The organism is Bacillus sp. LR_5 (assembly GCF_042709275.1).
In genome coordinates this window covers 1-4,760 of the sequence record NZ_JAVAXX010000388.1, presented here as the reverse complement: position 1 = coordinate 4,760, position 4,760 = coordinate 1, and the positions used below count along the sequence as shown (strand labels likewise).

Annotated in this window: 6 protein-coding genes; all 6 read left to right on the top strand. The window is 45.6% G+C overall.

Annotated elements, in window-relative coordinates:
- The coding region (queG, locus tag RAC86_RS35450; RefSeq protein WP_377886688.1) for a tRNA epoxyqueuosine(34) reductase QueG at nucleotides 1-1,075 on the top strand (1,075 nt) is incomplete at its 5' end.
- 67 nt (nucleotides 1,076-1,142) lie between these two features.
- The gene (locus RAC86_RS35445) at nucleotides 1,143-2,072 is read left to right on the top strand and encodes an amidase domain-containing protein (RefSeq protein ID WP_072565981.1); all 930 of its coding nucleotides are present in this window, start codon (nucleotides 1,143-1,145) and stop codon (nucleotides 2,070-2,072) included.
- A gap of 37 nt (nucleotides 2,073-2,109) precedes the next feature.
- On the top strand, nucleotides 2,110-2,592 hold the full coding sequence (gene trmL / locus RAC86_RS35440; RefSeq protein ID WP_072183318.1) for a tRNA (uridine(34)/cytosine(34)/5-carboxymethylaminomethyluridine(34)-2'-O)-methyltransferase TrmL: 483 nt from the start codon (nucleotides 2,110-2,112) through the stop codon (nucleotides 2,590-2,592).
- 127 nt (nucleotides 2,593-2,719) lie between these two features.
- Nucleotides 2,720-3,361 (top strand): YhbD family protein, encoded by a 642-nt coding sequence (locus RAC86_RS35435; protein WP_193427801.1) that lies wholly within the window; start codon nucleotides 2,720-2,722, stop codon nucleotides 3,359-3,361.
- A complete protein-coding gene (locus tag RAC86_RS35430; RefSeq protein ID WP_072565983.1) occupies nucleotides 3,352-4,065 on the top strand; it encodes a bactofilin family protein in 714 nt (237 codons plus the stop codon). The genes RAC86_RS35435 and RAC86_RS35430 overlap by 10 nt, the downstream gene beginning before the upstream one ends.
- Before the next feature lie 11 nt (nucleotides 4,066-4,076).
- A partial coding sequence (locus RAC86_RS35425; protein ID WP_377886687.1) for a hypothetical protein occupies nucleotides 4,077-4,760 on the top strand: 684 nt, incomplete at its 3' end.

Genomic DNA, 4,760 nt, shown 5'->3' with positions numbered 1-4,760 from the left:
ATTTGACAGTTTAAAAGACCGTTTGATTCTTCAAGAGTCACTCGGCTATCTCTCCGGCTTTGAAGAGCCTGATATCGAGAAAAGGGTGACGCCGAAGCTACTTTTGCCGAAAGCGAAATCAATTGTGGCGATCGCTCTCGCATATCCTTCCAGAATGAAGGATGCGCCGAGAAGCACGAGAACGGAGCGCAGGGGCATTTTTTGCAGAGCCTCCTGGGGCAAAGACTATCACGATGTGCTGAGGGAAAAGCTCGATCTGTTGGAGGAATTTCTGAGAAGCAAGCATGAGGATATCAGAACAAAGTCAATGGTAGATACAGGTGAATTGTCTGATCGGGCGGTTGCAGAACGGGCCGGCATCGGGTTCAGCGCGAAAAACTGTATGATCACAACGCCTGAGTATGGCTCATATGTGTATTTGGCGGAAATGATCACAAATATACCTTTTGAGCCAGATGTGCCAATTGAAGATATGTGCGGGTCCTGCACGAAATGTCTGGACGCTTGTCCGACGGGAGCACTTGTAAATCCGGGACAGCTGAATGCCCAGCGCTGTATCTCTTTTCTGACCCAGACGAAAGGATTTTTGCCTGATGAATTCCGGACAAAGATTGGAAACCGCCTGTATGGGTGCGACACGTGTCAAACGGTGTGTCCTCTCAATAAGGGGAAGGACTTTCATCTTCATCCGGAAATGGAGCCGGACCCTGAGATAGCAAAACCGTTATTGAAGCCGCTCTTGACCATCAGCAACCGCGAATTTAAGGAGAAATTCGGACATGTCTCAGGTTCTTGGCGCGGAAAAAAACCGATTCAGCGAAACGCCATTCTCGCCCTTGCCCACTTTAAGGATGCTTCCGCACTGCCTGAATTGACGGAACTGATGCATAAGGACCTGCGTCCTGTTATCAGAGGAACAGCTGCGTGGGCGATCGGTAAAATCGGAGACCATGCATACGCGGAAGAGCTTGAAAAAGCGCTGGAAAAAGAGAAGGATGAAGAGGCAAAGCTGGAAATTGAAAAAGGAATTGAGTTGCTAAAAGCTTCAGGCATGACTAAACAAGGCCTGTCCTGACATACGTATAGAACAGAAGGGAAAAACACTTGAGATGCATCCAAGTGTTTTTTCTCTATAAATAAGTATGGCGGGTGGGGTGAGCTTGAAGCACATTTTAGAACAATTAGCGGAGGAACGGCTGAGCTATTTGGTTAACGGGCATGCTATGAGACAAGAGTCTGAAGTCGGGGACCTAGAAGTCATGGAGCGAAAGAAGAGGCTTCTGGAAAAACGTAAAGTTGACATCATAAAAGCGAAAGCAAAGGCCGTCATCGATCATGTGCGGGTTGAGGATGACGGAACGACCTGCCTTACGTATACCATCCATTATGAATACGTGTGTAAAGAGCATGATGACAGCTTGTATATGGAAGAGCATATAGAGGAGCGGGTAGCTTTCCTTTATGATCATATTTTGATTAGTGATCAGGAAATTGCGAAAAAGCCGGCTGGATTTCATGAAGGGACCAGTATTATTGACTATTCTCAAGAGGAAAGGGAAGCGTTTGGCAGAGCCTTTCAATACGATCGTCTCGGCGCTGTGCAATATGCCGAGAAATTTTGGAACAAGCGCAACCCGGCTTATAAAAATTTCAGCGATAACTGCACGAATTTTATTTCACAGTGCCTTCATGCGGGAGGCGCACCGATGCGCGGCCATCCGAACAGAGGGTCAGGCTGGTGGATGAAACAAAGCTCATGGAGCTATAGCTGGACGGTGGCTCATTCTATGAAAATGTATTTGTCGAATTCAAAGACCGGTCTTCGTGCGGTGCGGGTGAAATCTGCGGAAGAGCTGATGCCTGGCGATGTGATTTGCTATGACTTTGAAGGAGACGGCCGGTTTAATCATACAACGATTGTTGTGGCGAAGGACAAAGGCAATATGCCGCTTGTCAACGCCCAGTCCTATGACAGCCGGATGAGGTATTGGTCATACGAGGATTCTACGGCATACACGCCGTCAATACGATATGCCTTTTTTCATATCGTTGATGATACGACAAAAGACTAATTAATGATATAATGATGGGCGGATAAGAAAAACAGAGGTGAACATTGTGGCATTACATGTCGTTTTATATCAACCAGAAATTCCCGCCAATACAGGGAATATTGCACGTACTTGTGCAGCAACCAATACAACGCTCCACCTGATTCGTCCGCTCGGCTTTTCAACGGATGATAAAATGCTGAAGCGTGCCGGACTCGATTATTGGGAGTTTGTTAACGTTGTGTATCATGATTCGTTAGAAGAATTGTTTGAGGAATATCAAAAAGGCCAGTTTTTCTTTATCACGAAATTCGGCCAGCAGCCTCATACATCTTTTGATTACACTGATCTTGACGAGGATTATTTCTTTGTATTCGGAAGAGAAACAAGCGGTTTGCCAAAGGATTTAATTCAAAATAACATGGACCGCTGCCTGCGTCTTCCGATGACAGAGCACGTTAGATCGTTAAATCTGTCCAACACTGCGGCGATTCTCGTTTATGAAGCGCTGCGCCAGCAAAATTACCGTGATTTAAAATAGTGAAAAAAATCCGCTCATTGATGATGGGCGGATTTTTTTGTGCTGCGAGAGATGCTTTGTTTTGTTTTTTGGGCTTAACAACGTAACAGTGTTATGTTACAATGTATCCATCAAAGGAGCTGGACTTATGGAAGAACAATTAATCTCTAAAAAAGAATTGCTTGAAAAAACATCGATTTCATACGGTCAGCTGTATCGGTGGAAGCGGAAAAATTTAATTCCTGAGGAATGGTTTATTCGCAAATCCACATTTACAGGGCAAGAAACGTTTTTTCCGAGAGAGGATATTTTAAAACGCATTTCAATGATTCAAAAGATGAAGGAAAATTTGTCACTGGATGAAATGAGGGAAATGCTGTCGCCGAAAATGAAGGATGTCAGCATGACCGCTGATGAATTGATTCATAAAGGATTGATTTCAAGAACTGCTCTTGATGTTTTTTCAGAAGGAGGAGGAAATTCGGTTTTTTCTTCCCGAGACCTGCTATCGCTGTATGTACTTGAAGGGCTCCTGCAGTCTGGAAATGTCAGTCTGGCAGAAGCAAAAATGGCTGCAGAGGTGTTAAAGCAGCATGATACTGAAGAGATCAAGAAGCAGACGGAGCTGATTGTGCTGCGGAAGCTCGGTGTCACAACTTGTTTTATAGCGGCTGCAGCGGACAGCATTCTGTTTGAATCGTCCGTCAAGGTTGTGGAACGGGTAGATTTAGTAAAAGCGTCAGAGGAATTAAAAACAACATATATACAGGAGGGCCATCAATGGATGTAATGGAAAAGCTGGTGATAAACGGATCAGGAAGTTCAAAGGGAGGAACATTTCAATCAGTTGAAATTAACGGCAGCGGAACAGTAGCCGGGGACGTGGAGTGTGACACTTTTTCTTTTAATGGAACCGGAAAAGCTGACGGCAGCGTCAAAGCGAAAGCGGTAACCATCAGCGGTTCAGGAAAGATACATGGAGACGTTGAAGCAGAATCGATTCGGATTAACGGAACAGGTTTTATTCAAGGAGAGGTTTCCGCAAAACAATTGAAAATCGCTGGATCATCAACATTTGGCGGGACAGTCAAGGCTGATGGCATTGACATTAGCGGAAAAGCGGTCATGGAAGCGGATTGTGAAACGGAAACCTTCCAATCGGAGGGGAAATGCAAAGTCAGCGGGCTTTTAAATGCTGATGAGGTGACCATTAAGCTGTCTGCCGGGGAAAGTTATGTGCGGGAAATCGGATGCCGCCATCTTCAAGTGACCGGCAGAAAAGGAATGCTGACATTGCTCAGACTAATGCCGCAGCCTGTTTTAACGGCTGAACTGATCGAAGGTGATGTCATTGAACTGACAAATACAAAGGCGAAAACCGTGCGAGGAAATAAAGTGAAAATCGGTCCGGATTGCCAGATTGAAACCGTTGAATACAGCGGGGACTATGCTTGTGATCCGAGCGCATCGGTCGAAACATGCACGAAGATGTGAGGAGGATCGTAATGGAGACAACAAGACTGGGAAATTTAAAATTATATGGTGCCGGACATGCTGCGGGCGGCGCATACCACCATGTCAGCATCAAAGGTGAAGGTGTAATCGGTGAAGGGCTGTCTGCCGCGGGCTGCCGCATATTCGGAACAGGCCTTTTTCTCGGGGAAGCAGAGACTGAGCGGCTGCGTGTATTCGGAGAAAGTGAATGTAAAGGCAATCTGACAGCCGGCAGAATCAATATTTACGGCACAATGAAAGTCAGCGGCTCACTTCAATTTGATCGATTCAATCTAAAAGGCCTGACTGAAATTTGCGGGAATATGACTGGAGAATCGTGCGATGTGAAAGGGAAGCTTAGCGTTAAAGGTGATTGTGAAACGGAAATGTTCCATGTCACAGGTTGCGTTGATGTATCAGGTTTATTAAATGCGGGTGATATCAAGCTTGGATTGAGCCATGATGTAAGCCATGTGCGGGAAATCGGCGGAACAACCATTACAGTGAAAAGACGCGCGAGCTTTTTTAACCGGAAGAAAGTGAAACTGATTGCCGACGTCATAGAAGGAGATCAGGTTTATTTGGAGAATACCGAGGCGGCAGTTGTCAGGGGAAAAGAAGTGATCATCGGGGCGGGCTGCAGCATCGGAACAATTGAGTACAAAAATAAATGCGAATGTGATCATCATTCAAAG

Coding starts and splice junctions, on each gene's coding strand:
- RAC86_RS35445 (WP_072565981.1), top strand. CDS start 1,143: ATGGCGGGTGGGGTGAGCTTGAAGCACATTTTAGAACAATTAGCGGAG.
- RAC86_RS35435 (WP_193427801.1), top strand. CDS start 2,720: ATGGAAGAACAATTAATCTCTAAAAAAGAATTGCTTGAAAAAACATCG.
- RAC86_RS35430 (WP_072565983.1), top strand. CDS start 3,352: ATGGATGTAATGGAAAAGCTGGTGATAAACGGATCAGGAAGTTCAAAG.